The sequence below is a fragment of the Bacillus sp. FSL K6-2819 genome (assembly GCF_038008305.1).
In the GTDB taxonomy this organism is placed as follows: domain Bacteria; phylum Bacillota; class Bacilli; order Bacillales; family Bacillaceae; genus Bacillus; species Bacillus amyloliquefaciens.
In genome coordinates this window covers 2,748,680-2,765,507 of record NZ_JBBOYV010000001.1, presented here as the reverse complement: position 1 = coordinate 2,765,507, position 16,828 = coordinate 2,748,680, and the positions used below count along the sequence as shown (strand labels likewise).

Genomic DNA, 16,828 nt, shown 5'->3' with positions numbered 1-16,828 from the left:
TATTTTTAAATGCGAGCGCCTTATTTTGATGGGAAGGGGAAATGAATGTGCTTCAGAACAAGGAATATGAATTTTGGTTTATAACGGGAAGCCAGCACTTATATGGAGAGGAAACACTTCAGCTTGTCGATAAACATGCAAAAGGGATATGTGACGGTCTCAGCGGGGTGTCATCAAGATATAAGATCAGGCATAAACCGGTTGTCACGTCATCTGAAACAATCAGAGAGGTTTTGCGGGAAGCACAGTATCAAGAAAACTGCGCCGGGGTCGTGACGTGGATGCATACATTTTCTCCCGCGAAAATGTGGATTGAAGGTCTTTCCGCCTTTCAAAAGCCGATGCTTCATCTGCATACCCAATATCACCGCGATATCCCGTGGGAAACGATTGATATGGATTTTATGAACAGCAACCAATCCGCTCACGGAGACCGGGAATACGGATATATCCAGTCAAGAATGGGGCAGACGAGAAAAATCATTGCGGGCTATTGGGATGATGAGGAAGTCAAACGCGACATTTCACAATGGATGAACACTGCTGCCGCTTGGAATGAAAGCAGGCATATTAAAGTAGCCCGGTTCGGCGACAATATGCGGAATGTAGCCGTTACTGACGGAGACAAAGTCGGCGCTCACATTCAATTCGGCTGGCAGGTAGACGGATACGGAATCGGCGATCTTACCGAAGTGATGAACAGCGTCACTGATGCTGAAATGGAAGCGCTTTATGAAGAATACGACAAGTTGTATGTCATCAGCGACGAAACGAAACAGGATGAAGCAAAAGTTTCTTCTATTAAAGAACAGGCGAAAATCGAACTCGGATTAACAGCCTTTCTTGAGCGGGGCGGATATACGGCGTTTACGACTTCCTTTGAGGTGCTGCACGGAATGAAGCAGCTTCCGGGGCTTGCCGTTCAGCGTCTTATGGAAAAAGGGTACGGATTTGCGGGCGAAGGCGATTGGAAAACGGCTGCCCTGGTGCGGATGATGAAAATAATGGCGGACGGACAACAAACCTCCTTCATGGAAGATTATACGTACCATTTTGAACCGGGCCGTGCGATGATTCTCGGATCACATATGCTTGAAGTATGCCCGACAGTCGCTCTCGATCAGCCGAAAATCGAAGTACACCCTCTCTCAATCGGAGGCAAAGAAGACCCTGCCCGGCTGGTCTTTAACGGAATCGGCGGTTCAGCCATCATCGCCAGCATCATTGATATCGGAGGGCGGTTCCGTCTCGTTCTGAATGAAGCGGAAGGCAGGGAAATTGATCACGACATGCCGAATCTCCCTGTGGCGCGGTTGCTGTGGAAGCCTGAGCCATCGCTGAAAACAGCTGCGGAAGCATGGATTTTGGCGGGAGGCGCTCATCATACCTGCATGTCTTTCCGGCTTACGGCTGAACAGATGCTTGATTGGGCCGAGATGGCGGGCATTGAAAGCATCTTTATTTCCCGCAATACTGAAATACGCGAGCTGAAAAAAGAGCTGAAATGGAATGACGTATTATACCGGTTGGGAGGGATTTGATATGGCGTATACGATTGGTGTCGATTTCGGCACATTGTCAGGCCGCGCGGTGCTCGTCAATGTCCGGACAGGGGAGGAAATCGCATCCGCTGTAAAAGAATACACTCATGCCGTCATCGACCGTACGCTGCCGAAGACGGGAGAAAAACTTCCTCGGGACTGGGCGCTTCAGCATCCAGCCGATTATATCGAAGTTCTGAAAACGGCGATTCCGAGTCTGCTTCAGCAGACGGGCACTGACCCGAAAGACGTGATCGGCTTAGGAATTGATTTTACCGCCTGCACCATCTTGCCGGTAGACGGATCGGGACAGCCGCTCTGCATGCTGCCGGAATTTGAACGGGAGCCTCACAGTTATGTGAAGCTGTGGAAGCATCATGCGGCTCAAAAATATGCGGACCGTTTAAACCGTATAGCCGAGGACACAAATGAAACATTTCTCAAAAGATACGGCGGAAAAATTTCTTCTGAATGGATGATCCCGAAAATCATGCAAATCGCGGAAGAAGCGCCGCATATATACGAGGCGGCAGACCGGATTGTGGAAGCGGCAGACTGGATCGTCTATCAATTGTGCGGTTCATTGAAGCGAAGCAACTGTACGGCCGGTTACAAAGCAATCTGGAATGACGAGACGGGGTATCCGCCGGATCATTTTTTCGAAAGGCTCAATCCTTTAATGAAAACGATTACAAAGGATAAATTAAGCGGAACCATTTATTCAGTCGGGGAAAAGGCAGGCGGGCTGACCGAAAAAATGGCGGAGCTGACCGGGCTTCTGCCGGGGACGGCCGTTGCCGTAGCCAATGTCGACGCACACGTGTCAGTGCCGGCGGTCGGCATTACAAAACCGGGGAAAATGCTGATGATCATGGGAACGTCCACCTGTCACGTGCTGCTTGGCGAGGAAGAACATATCGTCCCCGGTATGTGCGGAGTCGTAAATAACGGCATCTTGCCCGGATATGCGGGATATGAAGCGGGGCAGTCCTGTGTCGGCGACCACTTTGAATGGTTTGTCAAAACGTGTGTTCCGAGGGACTATGAGAAGGAAGCGGAGGATAAACACATAGACATTCACGAGCTTTTAAGCTTAAAAGCGGCTGAGCTTATTCCGGGGGAAAGCGGCCTTCTCGCGCTTGACTGGTGGAACGGAAACCGGTCAACCTTAGTGGACGCCGATTTGACGGGTATGATGCTTGGCATGACGCTGCACACGAAGCCGGAAGAAATCTACAGGGCATTGATTGAAGCGACGGCTTTCGGAACGAGGATGATTATCGAAACGTTCCGGGATAACGGTGTTCCGGTCGAAGAGCTTTACGCAGCCGGAGGAATCGCTGAAAAAAATCCTTTTATCATGCAGATTTATGCAGATATCACAAATATGGAGATTAAATTATCCGGGTCTCCGCAGGCGCCTGCACTGGGTTCCGCGATTTTCGGAGCGCTCGCTGCGGGACGGGAAAACGGAGGTTTCTCCAATATTGCTGAAGCCTGCGCACATATGGGGAAATTAAAAGACGCCTCTTATGTCCCGAATCGCGAAAGAGCTGAGATTTATGACAGCTTATATGCGGAATATAAAGAGCTCGTTCACTACTTCGGCAAAGAAAACAATGTCATGAAACGCCTGAAAGCCATTAAAAACCGTGAGTTCGTGAAAGGGGAGAGCCGCTATGCTTGAAGCGTTAAAAGAAGAAGTGCTCGCCGCCAATCTGAAGCTTGAGGAACATAACCTTGTCACGTTTACATGGGGAAATGTCAGCGGCATCGACCGAGAGAGCGGGAGAATCGTCATTAAACCGAGCGGTGTCGATTACAGTGAGCTGACCGCAGACAAACTGGTCGTCCTGAATGAGGACGGAGACATTCTGGAAGGCTCGCTGAAGCCGTCTTCTGACACGCCGACTCATCTTTATCTGTATAAAGCTTTTCCGGCTATCGGCGGAATCGTTCATACACATTCCCGCTGGGCGACGAGCTGGGCACAGTCAGGCAGGGACATTCCCGCGCTCGGAACGACTCACGCGGATTATTTTGAAAGCGCTATACCTTGCACGAGGGAAATGTATGAAGAAGAGATTGTAAAAGATTACGAATATCATACAGGCAAAGTCATAGCTGAAACCTTTCAAAATGAACCGTATGAACAAAATCCGGGTGTCCTCGTCCACAGTCACGGTCCGTTCTGCTGGGGAAAGGACGCGTTGAATGCCCTGCATAACGCCGTAGTGCTCGAAACAGTGGCGGAAATGGCCTACCATTCGCTCATGCTGAACAAACAGCTCAGTCCGATCGACAGAGTGCTGCATGATAAGCACTTTTACAGAAAACACGGGGCGAATGCTTATTATGGCCAAACTTGACGCATCCGGGTTTCTGATTGATTTAGACGGAACCGTATTCAGGGGGCAGGAGCTGATTGACGGCGCAGCAGAAGCCATTCACACCCTTCAGTCACTGGGCAAATCCGTTGTCTTTTTAAGCAACCGCGGCAATTTATCAAGGGCAATGTGCCGGAAGAAACTTCTCGGTGCCGGCATCCGGACGGATGAACGGAGCATCGTGCTGTCCTCCAGTGTGACGGCATCATTTTTAAAGAAGCATTATCCTTTGTCAAAGGTGTGGGTGTTAGGAGAGAAAGGGCTGACTGATGAACTCGCTTTAGCTGGTGTCGCCATGGCGCAAAAACCGCAGGCGGCAGACTGGCTTGTCATCTCCCTGCATGAAACCGTCACCTATGAGGATCTGAATCTCGCTTTTAAAGCAGCTTCCTCCGGCGCGCGCATCATCGCCACGAATCGGGACAGATCCTTTCCGAATGAAGGCGGCCATGCCATGGATGTCGCGGGAATGATCGGGGCCATTGAAGCATCTGCCGGAGCAAAAACGGAGCTTGTCATCGGCAAACCGTCTTGGCTGATGGCTGAAGCAGCATGTAAAGCGCTCGGGCTTCCTCCGGGAGAATGCGCCATTATCGGAGACAGTCTCGAATCAGATATCGCAATGGGCAGGCTGTACGGAATGAAAAGCGTACTGGTTCTGACTGGATCGGCCAAACTCGGGGAGCCCCGTCTTTATGAACCTGACATCGTACTCGGTTCTATTAAAGATCTGACAGAATTAGCGAAGGAGGGAATCCTTTTATGAAACTTTCTCCGGCGGACATTCAATCCGAGTTTGACAGAGAAGGGGGCAGCCGCTCGCCTATTCAAATAGAAGATATCGTGATCGGAGCGACTGCAAAAGAAGAACTTCTCAGATTTCTGCAAAAAAAATGCTGGAAACATCCGGTGATCGTCTGTGATCGGAACACTTACGAGGCAGCGGGACGGGTGCTTGCTGACGAATTGAAGGCCGGCGGGGTTAAAGCGGCAAAGCTCATCATTCCGGAGCATGAAGCCGGGACCGCTGCGGCTGATGAGAGGACACTGGTCTATACGCTGATCAATATCGCGGAAGAGACGGATGTAATCATTGCGGCCGGTTCAGGGACGATTCACGATATTACACGGTTTGCCGCCTATCAGCGCGGTTTGCCGTTTATATCATTCCCCACCGCTCCGTCAGTCGACGGTTTTACATCGGCGGGAGCGCCGCTCATATTAAACGGAATCAAAACGACGATTCAAACGAAAGCGCCGATCGCCCTCTTTGCGGATACGAATCTTTTAAAAGACGCGCCCCGTTCAATGACAGCCGCGGGATTCGGCGACATGCTCGGAAAAATAACATCGCTGGCAGATTGGGAGATATCCCGCAGGCTTGCAGATGAGCCATACTCAGAAGCAGGGGCGAAGCTTGTGAAAGACGCGCTTTGGCAGTGCATTGATCACCGCGCTGGCATTGCCGCGGGGACAGAGACCGGCATTGAGATACTGATGGAAGCGCTGATCGTTTCGGGCCTTGTCATGCTTGCCCTTGATCACTCCCGTCCCGCCTCAGGAGGAGAGCATCACATCTCGCATTGGATTGAGATGGAAATGCTGAAGACAAAACAGCCTCCGATTCTCCACGGTGCGAAGGTGGGATGCGCCTGCGCGGTGCTGAGTGATATTTACAAAGAACTGGCTTGTCACGAAAAGCTTGCAGAACTGCCGCCGAACTTTCGCAAGGCGATTCAATCAGCATATGAGGGGCTTCCTGACGGCAAAACAATTGCCGGGTGGCTCACATCTGCGGGAGGTCCAGCCTGTTTCGATGAAATCGGTGTCAAGAAGGAACTTGTCTGCGACGCGCTTAAGCATGCGCACACACTGAGAGACCGTTATACCGGTTTGACCATCATAAATGAACATGCAGCGCTCTTTGCACATCATTTGCTTCAATAGCCGCGCGGCCTAAAGTGGAGGGGGGATGACATGAAAAAAACGACCGCTGTATGTTTGGTGGTGATGATGCTCTTATTGTTTACCGCCGGCTGTTCAAAAGAACGGGCTGCCGGCCGGCCGGGAGAAACGGAGCTGACTTTTTGGACGTTTAACGGACTGCACGAACAGTTCTATCAGGAAATGGTCAAAGAATGGAATCAAAAATACCCGGAGCGCAAAATTAAGCTGAATACCGTTGTTTATCCTTATGGACAAATGCATGATAATCTATCTGTTTCGCTGATCGCGGGTGAGGGGCTTCCCGATATAGCTGACGTGGAATTAAGCCGGTTCTCGAACTTTCTGAAAGGAAAGGATATCCCGCTTGCCGATCTGACTCCGCTGATTGAAAAAGACCGCGATAAGTTTGTGGAGGCGCGTCTTGCCCTATACAGCAAAAACGGCAAATTGTACGGCCTTGATACACATGTGGGGACGACCGTCATGTTTTACAACATGGATATCATGAAAAAAGCGGGCGTTGATCCTGCCTCCATTAAGACATGGGAGGATTACCGGCGGGCAGGGAAAAAAGTGCGCGAAATTACGGGAAAACCGATGGGAACGGTTGAAACAAATGACTCCGCCACATTCCTTTCCATGATTTCGCAGCAGGGATCAGGCTACTTCAGCAAAAACGGCAAATTGATTCTGAACAGTAAAACGAATATAGACACATTGAATTACTTAAAGGACATGGTAAATGATAAAACCCTTCTGCCGGCTCCCGGCGGCGGCCATCACAGCGAAGAATACTACGGTTTTATGAATCAGAGCGGGGCGGCGTCAGTGCTGATGCCCATTTGGTACATGGGGCGGTTTATCGATTATATGCCTGACTTAAAAGGGAAAATGGCGATTTACCCTATGCCGGCCTGGAAAGAAGGCGGTGACCGATCAGCGGGCTTGGGCGGAACAGCCACCGTCGTGCCGAAACAGGCTGAACATCTGGAGCTCGCGAAAGAATTTCTCGGATTTGCGAAAGGTTCAAAGGAAGGAAATATTAAGCTGTGGACGGTGCTCGGCTTTGATCCGCTCCGCTGGGACGTGTGGAATTCAAAAGAATTGAAGGAGAAAAACAAGTACACTGATTTCTTCCGGAACGGTACGTCCATTTTTTCCTCACTCCTTGAGATAAAAGATGAGATCAATCCGATTTATCTGCATGAAGACTTCTCTAAAGCGGCTGATCTCGTAGTCAGACAGGTGCTGTTCGATGCGCTTAAGACGCAGGAAAAAACACCTGAGGAAGCCTTGGACGAGGCGGCACAGCAATTGGAAAAATAAGAAGCCGCCCAATTTAACAGAGAAAGCGGGGGAGCTTTTATGAGACCTGTAAAGACAGAGTCAGCGCAAACCGTTTCTGCAGTCCGGAGAGAGCCGCGCCGGCGCAATGTGCTGTATTCAAAAAAAGCGGCGCCTTATCTATTTACGGCGCCTTTTATCATTTCGTTTCTCGTCTTCTTTTTGTATCCGATCATCAGTGTGTTTATCATGAGTTTTCAGCGGATACTGCCGGGAGAAGTTACATTTGTCGGGTTTTCCAATTATACCGCTCTTCTTAATCCAACCTTTTATACCGCATTATTCAATACATTGGAATATACCTTCTGGACGCTCGTCGTGCTGATTCCGGTGCCGCTTCTTTTAGCGGTGTTTCTGAATTCGAAGCTCGTCATGTTCAGAAATGTATTTAAATCGGCACTGTTTATACCGGCTTTAACATCGACAATCGTAGCGGGCATTATATTCCGGCTGATGTTCGGAGAAATGAATACATCGCTGGCAAATGAGCTGATGATCAAGCTCGGCGCATCGCCCCAAAACTGGCTCAACAACAAAGGAACCGGGATGTTTTTAATGGTGCTCCTTGCATCATGGAGATGGATGGGCATTAACATTCTTTATTTTTTGGCCGGATTGCAGAACGTGCCGAAAGAATTATATGAAGCCGCTGAAATTGACGGGGCGAGTACGTGGAAAAAGTTCCGGCATATTACTCTCCCGTTTTTGAAGCCGGTGTCCGTTTATGTGTTAACGATCAGTATTATCGGCGGGTTCAGAATGTTTGAGGAAAGCTATGTGCTTTGGCAGAATAATTCCCCGGGCAATATCGGCCTTACGCTTGTCGGTTATTTATATCAGCAGGGGCTTGCGTATAACGAAATGGGGTACGGTGCCGCAATCGGAATTGTCCTTTTGCTCATCATCTTACTGGTCAGCCTTGTCTCGCTGAAACTGTCCGGTTCGTTTAAAGGGGAGGGATAAGCGGTGCGTCACAATCACATGTCTCTTGTGTACAGAGTTGCGTTTACCTTGTTTTTTATCATGCTGAGCCTGCTGTATATCTTTCCGTTGCTCTGCCTGCTGCTCGGTTCATTAAAGCCGTCATCTGAGCTGATGCGCATCGGGCTGAATCTGCGTCTTGATCCGGATGTGATGAGCCTTGATAACTACACGTATTTGTTCCACGGGGGAAGCATTTATTTTAAGTGGTTTTTTAACAGCCTGCTGCTCGGCGTTCTCACCACGGTTCTCACGCTGTTTTTTTCCTCTATGATCGGCTACGGACTCGGTGTCTACGAGTTTAAAGGCAGAAATGTTATTTTCGTTCTTGTGCTGATCATTATGATGGTGCCTCTTGAAGTGATGATGCTTCCGTTATTTAAACTGACGGTGGGCCTTCATTTGATCGATTCTTATACGGGGGTGATTCTGCCGTTTATCGTGTCGCCTGTCGCCGTGTTCTTTTTCAGGCAATACGCGCTCGGCCTTCCGAAGGATCTGCTTGATTCAGCGAGAATGGACGGCTGCACGGAATTCGGAATTTTCTTCAGAATTATGGCGCCGCTTATGAAACCGGCATTCGGAGCAATGATCATTCTCCAATCTTTAAACAGCTGGAATAACTTTTTATGGCCGCTGATTGTGCTTCGGTCGAAAGAAATGTTTACGCTTCCAATCGGGCTTTCAGGGCTGCTGAGTCCGTACGGCAATAACTATGACATGCTGATCTCCGGTTCCGTTTTTGCGATACTGCCGGTCATCATCATATTCTTGTTTTTCCAAAAATACTTCATTTCCGGCCTGACAGTCGGCGGAGTGAAGGGATAGAGAGGGAGGAAACATAATGAAAAAAGCGGGAATTACGGTAGATAAAGAATATATCATCGGAGAAGTGGACAAACGGATTTACGGTTCATTTATAGAACATATGGGCCGGGCGGTGTATGAAGGCATTTATGAGCCCGGACACCCGAAAGCCGACCAGGACGGTTTCAGAACAGATGTACAGGAGCTGATCAAGGAATTGCAGGTGCCCTTCATCCGCTATCCGGGAGGGAATTTTCTCTCCGGCTATAATTGGGAAGACGGCGTCGGACCTGTGAAGGACCGCCCGCGAAGGCTTGATCTGGCATGGCAGACGACAGAAACGAACGAAGTCGGGACGAATGAATTTTTAACGTGGGCAAAAAAAGTGAATGCCGAAGTGAATATGGCGGTCAATCTCGGGACGAGAGGAATCGACGCCGCCAGGAACCTCGTCGAATACTGCAACCATCCTGAAGGGTCATACTGGAGCGATTTACGAAAATCGCATGGGTATGAGAAACCTTACGGCATAAAAACATGGTGCTTAGGAAATGAGATGGACGGCCCTTGGCAGATCGGGCATAAAACGGCGCACGAATACGGGCGGCTCGCCGCTGAAACGGCAAAGGTAATGAAATGGACGGACCCGACGATTGAATTGGTGGCTTGCGGAAGCTCAAACAGCGGCATGCCGACCTTTATCGAGTGGGAAGCGGAGGTGCTGGAGCATACGTACGAGCATGTGGATTACATCTCACTGCATACGTATTACGGCAACCATGAAAATGATCTTGAAAATTATTTGGCGAAGTCCATGGATTTAGACCATTTTATCAAATCTGTAACAGCCGTATGTGATTATATGAAAGCGAAAAAGCGCAGCAAAAAAACGATTCAGCTTTCATTAGATGAATGGAATGTGTGGTATCACTCAAATGAAGCGGATAAAAAAGTGGAACCGTGGATTACGGCCCGGCCGATTCTTGAAGACATCTACAATTTTGAAGATGCGCTGTTGATCGGCTCATTGCTGATTACGATGCTGCAGCATGCGGACAGACTAAAGATCGCCTGTCTCGCCCAGCTTGTCAACGTGATTGCGCCTATCATGACAGAAAAGGGCGGAGAAGCGTGGAGGCAGCCGATCTTTTACCCTTACATGCACGCCTCTGTCTATGGAAGAGGGACTTCAATGAAGCTGCTGGTGACCTCCCCGAAATACGACTCCGCGGATTTTACGGATGTACCGTATGTTGATGCCGCCGCCGTTTACCATGAAGAGGATGAAACCCTGACCATTTTTGCCGTCAACAAAAGCAAGGAACTGATGGAAACGGAGATAAAGCTCAGAGGATTTGAAAATTACCGCATCATTGAGCATATCGTGCTCGAGCATCAGGATATGAAAGCGACCAATCAAAAAAACAGAAAACAAGTCATTCCGCACGCGAACGGGACATCTTCCGCAAGCGCCGAAGGAATAACGGCTCATTTTACGCCGCTGTCCTGGAATGTCATCCGTTTATCAGGAAAATAATGTTCCGAAAAGCCGGCGACAAAGCCCGGGTTTTTTTACGCAAAAAATCATCTCCTGTTATTTGATAATTGTGATAATATTTAGAAAAAGAGAAAAGGGGCTGGGATTAAATGAATGCGATTACAATCGTCATAGCGTCTATATGTATTTTGGCGATCGCCTATCGGCTTTACGGTACTTTTATGATGGTCAAAGTATTAAAAATCAATGATCAGACACCGACTCCGGCCCATGTGCTTGAGGACGGGAAAGATTATGTGCCGACGAATAAATGGGTGTCATTCGGCCACCACTTTGCGGCAATCGCTGCCGCCGGCCCGCTTGTCGGACCGATTCTGGCGGCACAGTTCGGCTATCTGCCCGGGCTTTTATGGCTGTTAATCGGGGCGGTGATCGGAGGAGCCGTGCATGATATTGTCGTATTGTTTGCATCGATGCGTAAAAACGGAAAAACGCTTTCTGAAGTCGCCAAAGAAGAGCTTGGTCCGGTGGCGGGATTTTGCACTGGTCTTTCCATGCTGTTTATCATTACGATCACGATGGCGGGGCTGTCGATGGTTGTGCTCCATGCGCTTGAGCAAAACCCGTGGGGAACGTTTGCGGTAGGGATTACGATTCCGATCGCCATGGGGGTCGGCGTCTACTATAAAAAAACGGGCAATCTCAAACTTGCATCAACTGTCGGTTTTCTTTTGCTGATGGCCGGTGTTGTGATCGGGCCGTGGCTGCAAACAACGGCTCTCGGCGACATGCTGACATTGGATGCGAAAACACTCGCGGTGGCGCTTCCCGTCTATGCATTTTTCGCCGCGGCGCTTCCGGTTTGGCTTTTGCTTGCCCCGCGTGACTATTTAAGCAGTTTTATGAAAATCGGGGTTTTTGCCGCATTAATCGCAGGTGTCTTTTTCGTAAATCCAGCCGTTCAATTCCCGGCAGTGACAGAGTTTATTCACGGCGGCGGACCGGTGATCGCGGGTCCTGTCTGGCCGTTTATTTCAATAACGATTGCCTGCGGCGCCATTTCAGGCTTTCATGCATTTGTCGGTTCCGGCACAACCCCGAAAATGCTTGATAAATGGAGTGATATAAAGCCTGTTGCTTTCGGAGCGATGCTTGTTGAATGTCTCGTCGGAATCATGGCGCTTATTGCTGCTGCCGCTCTCGAGCCTGCCGACTATTTTGCCATTAACAGCACGCCTGAAATATTCCGCACGCTCGGGATGAATGTCATCCACCTGCCTGAATTGAGCAAAGGAATCGGGCTCAGTCTGGAAGGAAGGACGGGAGGCGCTGTTACACTTGCCGTCGGAATGACTTATATTTTTACGGAAATTCCTTTTTTTAGTCATTTGGCTTCATATTTCTTTCAATTTGTCATTATGTTTGAAGCGGTGTTTATTTTAACGGCGATTGATGCGGGAACCCGTGTCGCCCGCTATTTGATTCAGGAGTTTTTCGGAGAGGTATATAAGCCGCTGAAAAAAACAGATTGGCTGCCGGGCTCGATTTTCTCAAGCGCGCTCGCCTGCCTGCTGTGGGGCTATCTTCTGTATTCCGGCGACATCAGCTCCATTTGGGCGCTGTTCGGCGTGTCCAATCAGCTTATGGCTTCTGTCGGATTAATCATCGGTGCGACCGTCGTATTGAAAATAGCCGATAAGCGGCGCTATATGCTGACATGCCTGATTCCCCTCGCTTATTTGTACGTCACCGTCAACTATGCGGGGTATTGGATGGTGAGGTATGTGTATTTGAACCCCGAAGCGGCAGGATACAATGTGCTGAATGGTGTTTTATCCATTATCATGCTCATTCTCGGACTTGTGATTATCATTGCGGCTGTGAAGAAATGGGCAAACGTATGGCGTGATCCGAGTGCCAGACTGGAGGCTTCAATACCCGGATAAATCCGCCGCCGATCAGAACATTGCAGCATCATAAAAGCAGAGAGCCGATCGGTCTCTCTGCTTTCGGTTTAGGACAAATCCGCCGCTTCCAGAAGGTAATCCGCCAAATGTACCGCGCGGACACGGTCTGTTATGCCTTCACGCAAGATGCCGAGCTGCATTTGCAGAAGGCATCCGGGGTTGGCTGTCACGATGACGGCCGCTTCCGTTTTTCCGGCAGCTTTCATCTTGCTGTCTAATATTTTCATAGACATTTCTGATTCTGTTATATTATAAATTCCCGCCGACCCGCAGCAGCTGTCGGCCTTTTCCATTTCTCTGAACTCAGCCCCTTTAATGCTTTTCAAAAGCGTGCGCGGCTCTTCTGACGTATGCATCACATTGCGGAGATGGCAGGAGTCCTGATATGTGACGATATGAGGGGACCGCGCCCGTAGGTCCCTTTGATGGAACTTCAGTTCAACCAGTACGGATGAAAAATCTTTGAGCTTCCGGACGAATTGTTTTGCGCGCTCCGCCCATTCAGGTTCATCTTTTAGTAAATGCGGATATTCCTGAAGAAAGGCGCCGCATCCGCCGGCGTTTGTAATGATATAATCAGCGTCAAGCGCCTCAAAGGCCGCGATATTCCGCTTGGCGAGTTCTTTTCCCGTCTCTTTTTCTCCGCTGTGCCCGTGAAGCGCGCCGCAGCACGCCTGACCCTCCGGAACCGCGATTTCACATCCGGCCGCCTGTAACAGCGCAGTTGTCGCATGATTTGTCGCTAAAAACATCGTATCCATTAAGCAGCCCGAGAAAAAAGCGGCCCGTTTTTTAACGGAGCCCGCGGCAGGAAGAAAACGCGGCCGTTCCTTCATGTCTTTCCGTTTCGGGACGGGCGGAAGCACTTGTTCCATTGTGCGCAGATGCTCAGGCAAAACGCACAGCATACCGGTTTTTCTGACGGCGGCCTGCAATCCCGACCTTTGATATATCCCGAGAAGGTTTGCCGCTTTCTGCATGCGGTTTTGATGAGGGAAAAGCCCGGTAAAGGCGGCTTTCCGCAAAAGGCGTACGCCCGGCTTATGTTTTTTATTTTGATGAATGATATCCCTTGCTTCTTCAAGCAGCTGTCCGTAATTAACCCCTGCGGGACAAACGGGTTCGCATGCCCGGCATCCGAGACACAGCGAAAGTGAGCGCTCGACATCTTCATCCGGCTCGATCAGTCCGTCTGTGACGGCTTTCATCAGGGCGATCCGGCCGCGCGGCGAATGGGATTCTTGAAATCCCGATTCTATATAGGTCGGACAGGAAGGAAGACAGAAGCCGCAGCGCATACAGTTCAGCAATTCACCTTCATCCATCCGGCTTTTGAATTCTTTTTGAATTTGCTTCTGTTCTTTAGCTGTTGTCATTTCATCACCACCACGCGTTTCCTTGATGAATTGGCGAATATTTTGCCCGGATTCAGCAGGTTTTGGGGATCGAGCGCTTGTTTGATGGCTTTCATTGCGGTGATGCCTTCTGTTTTCAGCTTCATTTCTAAATACGGCGCTTTCACGATGCCGACCCCGTGTTCACCCGTTATCGTTCCGCCCAGCTCAATCGCTTTCTCAAAAATGGCGGCAAAGGCTTTTTCGACACGTTCCATTTCCTCTTTATTTCTGATTTCGGTGGTGCACGTCGGATGAAGGTTGCCGTCGCCTGCATGGCCGAAAGTACAGATGGACAAGCCGTATGTTTCTGCAATCTCGTTAATGGCTCTGACCATGCTGGCAATTTGTGACCTGGGCACGGTCGCATCTTCCAGAATTGTTGTCGGTTTCAGTCTGGCAAGAGCTGATAATGCGGATCTTCTGGCCTCTGTAAGGGCGAATGCCTCCTCCTCGGTTTCAGCCGTTTGGACCGATGCGGCGGCTCCGTTTTTACAGATGGCTTCGATTTTTTCCATATCGCGTCTGACCGTATCGCTGTCACCGTCCTGTTCGATCAGCAGGACGGCTTTTGCGTCGGTCGGAAGCCCGATCTTGACGTAATCTTCAATGACCTGCAGTGTCGGCTGATCCAGAAATTCGAGTGTCGCTGGAATGATTTTTTCAGCAATAATGGCAGAAACAGATTCCGCAGCCGCTTCAATATGTTCATAGAGTGCGAGCAGCGTTTTTTTCGTTTCCGGCTTCGGAACAAGCTTTAAAGTCGCTTCGGTCACAATGCCGAGCGTTCCCTCAGATCCGACAAAAAGCCTTGTCAGATCATAACCTGCAACATCCTTTGTCAGCTTTCCGCCTGTGCGGATGATATCGCCTGATGCCAGGACCGCTTCAAGGCCGAGCACATAATCCCGGGTGACGCCGTACTTCAGTCCGCGCAGCCCGCCGGAATTTTCATTAATATTCCCGCCGATGGTCGATATTTTCATGCTGCTCGGATCAGGCGGATAAAATAAACCTTTTCGTTCCACCGCATGGATCATATCTTGCGTAATCACACCAGGCTGTACGGTTGCCGTCAAATTTTCTTCATCAATTTCGAGAATGCGGTTCATATGTTTGAATAAAAGAACAAGACCGCCTTCAGACGGACATGTGCCGCCGCATAAGTTTGTGCCTGAACCCCTCGGCACGATCGGAATGTCATACCTGCTGCAAATCGTTAGTATACGTGATACGTCATCCGCGCAGCGGGGGGCTATTACCGCATCCGGCATGGCCTGCAGCTGAGGGGCCGCATCGTACGAATACACAAGACGCCCCGCCGCCGAATCATCATAATTCTCCTCTCCGACCGCCAGAATGAACTGTTCCTTTGCCTCTCGTGAAATCATATTCTCCCAACCTCCCTGATTAGAAAAGCGTTTTCATTTAATTGTAAAGAAAAATGATTCCGCGCACTATGGAGAAACATATGAAAAATGACGATGAGATTACGTGTTTTTTGTATGTTGGTCTAAAAAGCGAAGCGCCAAATAAAAAGCCGTAATGTCTTCAGGGCGGTCAAGCTTCATATTTGTCAATGATTCCAGTTTGGAAAGACGGTAGCGCAATGTATTAATATGAATGTGCATGTCGCTAGCGGTGCGCTTTAACGATAATTGCCGGTTGAAAAAGGCGCGCAGCGTATCCAGAAGTTCTTCACGGCCGAGCACATGCTTGAGAACACGGCGTGAAAATTCCGACCGTGTGCCGGGCGCAATTTCGGCAAGACACATATCCAGTTTTAAATCTTCTTCAAAGACGGCCTGCTTGTCAGCAATGCCTGCCGAAAGAGCTTTCTCCGCCTGTCCGTATGATTCCGTGAGGCGCTCTCCCGGAACAATCCGACCGATGCCGGCCGTGACAGGCTGCCCAAAAACAGCGCCGATTCTTTTGATCAGCTGCTGTTTGGAACTTGAATTTGTTTCATGATTAATGAGAATGCGTTCATTTCCCCAGCGGACAAACAGGTCTTCAGGGCATTCGTTCTGCCAGATTCGCCTGAGCTCTTCTGCTTTATATTGCTTATAACGGTCTTGAATGAGTATGATCCGGCGGTGTGAATGCAGATCTGCGCCGAGGAGCTTTGCTTTTTCTATAAAGCCCGGGGACCATTCTTTTAACTGCAGCCAATCAACCATAAAAGATTCAAGCATTCTCGCACGCCACTGCGCTTCTTCCATGTGGCGCGTTTCTTTAATAAACAGCTCTGTCATTTTTCTGAGCAATTCTCCGAAAGGCAGGATATCGTCAGGGTTTCCTGTCAGACCGAATACTCCGATCACCTCATGACCCGAAAAAACGGGGAGGTTCAGTCCTGCTTTTACGCCCTCGAGCCGTTTTTCATCTTCTTTCGTGATGATGACATTCCGTTTTTCGCGCGCGCAGATCAGTGCGCCTTCATGAAAACATCCGGCGCGCGCTTCGTTGGTGCCGGCGATGATCATTCCTTTTGTATCGGCAATAATCACTTCGCGGCTGTACATGTGTTTGACTTCGGCAATCAATTTCTTTGCCAGTTCCGGCTGTAACTGCATGGCGATCCCCCTCGCCGTTATTATACAAAAAAACCGGGTGTGCCATCACCCGGTTCATGCTTATTGCGCAGGCTTTAATCCGCCTTCAAGTGTTTTGAGCATTTCATTTTTTTCTGATTCTGACGCATGCTGCCAAAGAACTTCGAATAATACGCCGAGGCCCGGAAGCATTTTTTCTTCACCGCTTTGGATGGCGTCAACGATAGTGTGCTCCAGCTGGTCTTGGTTATTGCCGGTTACATTGGCAATAACGGCGTTGCGTAAATTAAGATCCATTACAACCGCTCCTTTTTCCTGATTGTGATACGCATATTCTTACCGCGCACGCGGTTTATTATGTGCTGTTCTTGAGATATAATAACAACATGCATGAAAAAAGGAGAGCA

14 protein-coding genes are annotated in these 16,828 nt (G+C 49.5%); 10 read left to right on the top strand and 4 right to left on the bottom strand.

The features are described 5' to 3' along the window. The first annotated feature begins 47 nt into the window (after nt 1–47). The 10 genes from araA to cstA all read left to right on the top strand — a co-directional run bounded on the left by araA (nt 48) and on the right by cstA (nt 12,451). Entirely contained in the window at nt 48–1,541 is a 1,494-nt protein-coding gene (araA, locus tag MHH91_RS14395) for an L-arabinose isomerase (protein WP_014470808.1), read from the top strand. A 1-nt stretch (nt 1,542) separates the two neighbouring features. Then, on the top strand, nt 1,543–3,228 hold the full coding sequence (araB, locus tag MHH91_RS14390) for a ribulokinase (RefSeq protein ID WP_013353130.1): 1,686 nt from the start codon (nt 1,543–1,545) through the stop codon (nt 3,226–3,228). After that, nucleotides 3,221–3,910, top strand: coding sequence for an L-ribulose-5-phosphate 4-epimerase (gene araD / locus MHH91_RS14385; protein ID WP_013353129.1), 690 nt, complete (start codon nt 3,221–3,223; stop codon nt 3,908–3,910). Before araB ends, araD begins: the two co-directional genes overlap by 8 nt. Next, nucleotides 3,888–4,694 (top strand): HAD-IIA family hydrolase, encoded by an 807-nt coding sequence (locus MHH91_RS14380; protein ID WP_373419132.1) that lies wholly within the window; start codon nt 3,888–3,890, stop codon nt 4,692–4,694. The genes araD and MHH91_RS14380 overlap by 23 nt, the downstream gene beginning before the upstream one ends. Further along, nucleotides 4,691–5,875, top strand: a complete 1,185-nt coding sequence (locus MHH91_RS14375; RefSeq protein ID WP_013353127.1) for a sn-glycerol-1-phosphate dehydrogenase — start codon at nt 4,691–4,693, stop codon at nt 5,873–5,875. Before MHH91_RS14380 ends, MHH91_RS14375 begins: the two co-directional genes overlap by 4 nt. A 30-nt stretch (nt 5,876–5,905) precedes the next feature. Next, nucleotides 5,906–7,201, top strand: a complete 1,296-nt coding sequence (locus tag MHH91_RS14370; RefSeq protein WP_013353126.1) for an ABC transporter substrate-binding protein — start codon at nt 5,906–5,908, stop codon at nt 7,199–7,201. 39 nt (nt 7,202–7,240) lie between these two features. Then, nucleotides 7,241–8,182 (top strand): carbohydrate ABC transporter permease, encoded by a 942-nt coding sequence (locus tag MHH91_RS14365; RefSeq protein ID WP_013353125.1) that lies wholly within the window; start codon nt 7,241–7,243, stop codon nt 8,180–8,182. Between the two features lie 18 nt (nt 8,183–8,200). Next, nucleotides 8,201–9,028 (top strand): carbohydrate ABC transporter permease, encoded by an 828-nt coding sequence (locus MHH91_RS14360; RefSeq protein WP_038463275.1) that lies wholly within the window; start codon nt 8,201–8,203, stop codon nt 9,026–9,028. Nucleotides 9,029–9,044: 16 nt separating this feature from the next. Then, entirely contained in the window at nt 9,045–10,544 is a 1,500-nt protein-coding gene (gene arfA / locus MHH91_RS14355; RefSeq protein ID WP_014470807.1) for an arabinosylfuranosidase ArfA, read from the top strand. Between the two features lie 110 nt (nt 10,545–10,654). Further along, the gene (cstA, locus tag MHH91_RS14350; RefSeq protein WP_013353122.1) at nt 10,655–12,451 is read left to right on the top strand and encodes a carbon starvation protein CstA; all 1,797 of its coding nucleotides are present in this window, start codon (nt 10,655–10,657) and stop codon (nt 12,449–12,451) included. Nucleotides 12,452–12,519: 68 nt separating this feature from the next. Here cstA and MHH91_RS14345 read toward each other — a convergent pair whose 3' ends face one another. The 4 genes from MHH91_RS14345 to sspI all read right to left on the bottom strand — a co-directional run bounded on the left by MHH91_RS14345 (nt 12,520) and on the right by sspI (nt 16,718). After that, nucleotides 12,520–13,848, bottom strand: coding sequence for a (Fe-S)-binding protein (locus MHH91_RS14345; protein ID WP_340978129.1), 1,329 nt, complete (start codon nt 13,846–13,848; stop codon nt 12,520–12,522). Then, nucleotides 13,845–15,257 carry a glycolate oxidase subunit GlcD gene (glcD, locus tag MHH91_RS14340; RefSeq protein WP_014472159.1) on the bottom strand — a complete coding sequence of 471 codons (1,413 nt, stop codon included), beginning with the start codon at nt 15,255–15,257 and terminating at the stop codon, nt 13,845–13,847. Before glcD ends, MHH91_RS14345 begins: the two co-directional genes overlap by 4 nt. A gap of 99 nt (nt 15,258–15,356) precedes the next feature. Further along, complete coding sequence (locus MHH91_RS14335) at nt 15,357–16,442, bottom strand: CdaR family transcriptional regulator (RefSeq protein ID WP_013353119.1); 1,086 nt, start codon at nt 16,440–16,442, stop codon at nt 15,357–15,359. A gap of 60 nt (nt 16,443–16,502) precedes the next feature. After that, nucleotides 16,503–16,718, bottom strand: a complete 216-nt coding sequence (sspI, locus tag MHH91_RS14330) for a small acid-soluble spore protein SspI (protein ID WP_013353118.1) — start codon at nt 16,716–16,718, stop codon at nt 16,503–16,505. Between the last annotated feature and the right edge of the window lie 110 nt (nt 16,719–16,828).

Excerpts from the sequence above, each read along its gene's own strand:
- araB (WP_013353130.1), top strand. The coding sequence starts at position 1,543 with ATGGCGTATACGATTGGTGTCGATTTCGGCACATTGTCAGGCCGCGCG.
- araD (WP_013353129.1), top strand. The coding sequence starts at position 3,221 with ATGCTTGAAGCGTTAAAAGAAGAAGTGCTCGCCGCCAATCTGAAGCTT.
- MHH91_RS14380 (WP_373419132.1), top strand. The coding sequence starts at position 3,888 with ATGCTTATTATGGCCAAACTTGACGCATCCGGGTTTCTGATTGATTTA.
- MHH91_RS14375 (WP_013353127.1), top strand. The coding sequence starts at position 4,691 with ATGAAACTTTCTCCGGCGGACATTCAATCCGAGTTTGACAGAGAAGGG.
- MHH91_RS14370 (WP_013353126.1), top strand. The coding sequence starts at position 5,906 with ATGAAAAAAACGACCGCTGTATGTTTGGTGGTGATGATGCTCTTATTG.
- MHH91_RS14365 (WP_013353125.1), top strand. The coding sequence starts at position 7,241 with ATGAGACCTGTAAAGACAGAGTCAGCGCAAACCGTTTCTGCAGTCCGG.
- MHH91_RS14360 (WP_038463275.1), top strand. The coding sequence starts at position 8,201 with ATGTCTCTTGTGTACAGAGTTGCGTTTACCTTGTTTTTTATCATGCTG.
- arfA (WP_014470807.1), top strand. The coding sequence starts at position 9,045 with ATGAAAAAAGCGGGAATTACGGTAGATAAAGAATATATCATCGGAGAA.
- cstA (WP_013353122.1), top strand. The coding sequence starts at position 10,655 with ATGAATGCGATTACAATCGTCATAGCGTCTATATGTATTTTGGCGATC.
- MHH91_RS14345 (WP_340978129.1), bottom strand. The coding sequence starts at position 13,848 with ATGACAACAGCTAAAGAACAGAAGCAAATTCAAAAAGAATTCAAAAGC.
- glcD (WP_014472159.1), bottom strand. The coding sequence starts at position 15,257 with ATGATTTCACGAGAGGCAAAGGAACAGTTCATTCTGGCGGTCGGAGAG.
- MHH91_RS14335 (WP_013353119.1), bottom strand. The coding sequence starts at position 16,442 with ATGCAGTTACAGCCGGAACTGGCAAAGAAATTGATTGCCGAAGTCAAA.
- sspI (WP_013353118.1), bottom strand. The coding sequence starts at position 16,718 with ATGGATCTTAATTTACGCAACGCCGTTATTGCCAATGTAACCGGCAAT.